Genomic DNA, 278 nt, shown 5'->3' on the forward strand with positions numbered 1-278 from the left:
GCGACACGAAGCGCACCAAGACATGCGCCGCGCTCTTGCGGCCGTGCACTTCCAGCGGCACGCCGGCCTGCGTCTCGATGACGAGATCGAAGGCTTTCGGCTGTTCGCGCAGCGCGGCTACCGCGTGCTCCAACGCCGCCGCCGAACGCGGCATAAGCCAGCGGCCGAAGGCCAGGAAAGCCGACCTGTCGTCCGGCGCGCCGCTTTCCAGCGGCAGGCTGCCGATCAGTTCGGCCTTCTTGTTGTCCGTGGTCCAGACGATCAGGCGCTGGTCGCGC

Annotated in this window: 1 pseudogene; it reads right to left on the reverse strand. The window is 68.7% G+C overall.

Features of this window, described 5'->3' with window-relative positions:
* Positions 1–278: pseudogene (locus EN808_RS36115) on the reverse strand (alkaline phosphatase); the annotation flags it as partial.

It is taken from the genome of Mesorhizobium sp. M8A.F.Ca.ET.165.01.1.1 (assembly GCF_004792065.1).
GTDB lineage: Bacteria > Pseudomonadota > Alphaproteobacteria > Rhizobiales > Rhizobiaceae > Mesorhizobium.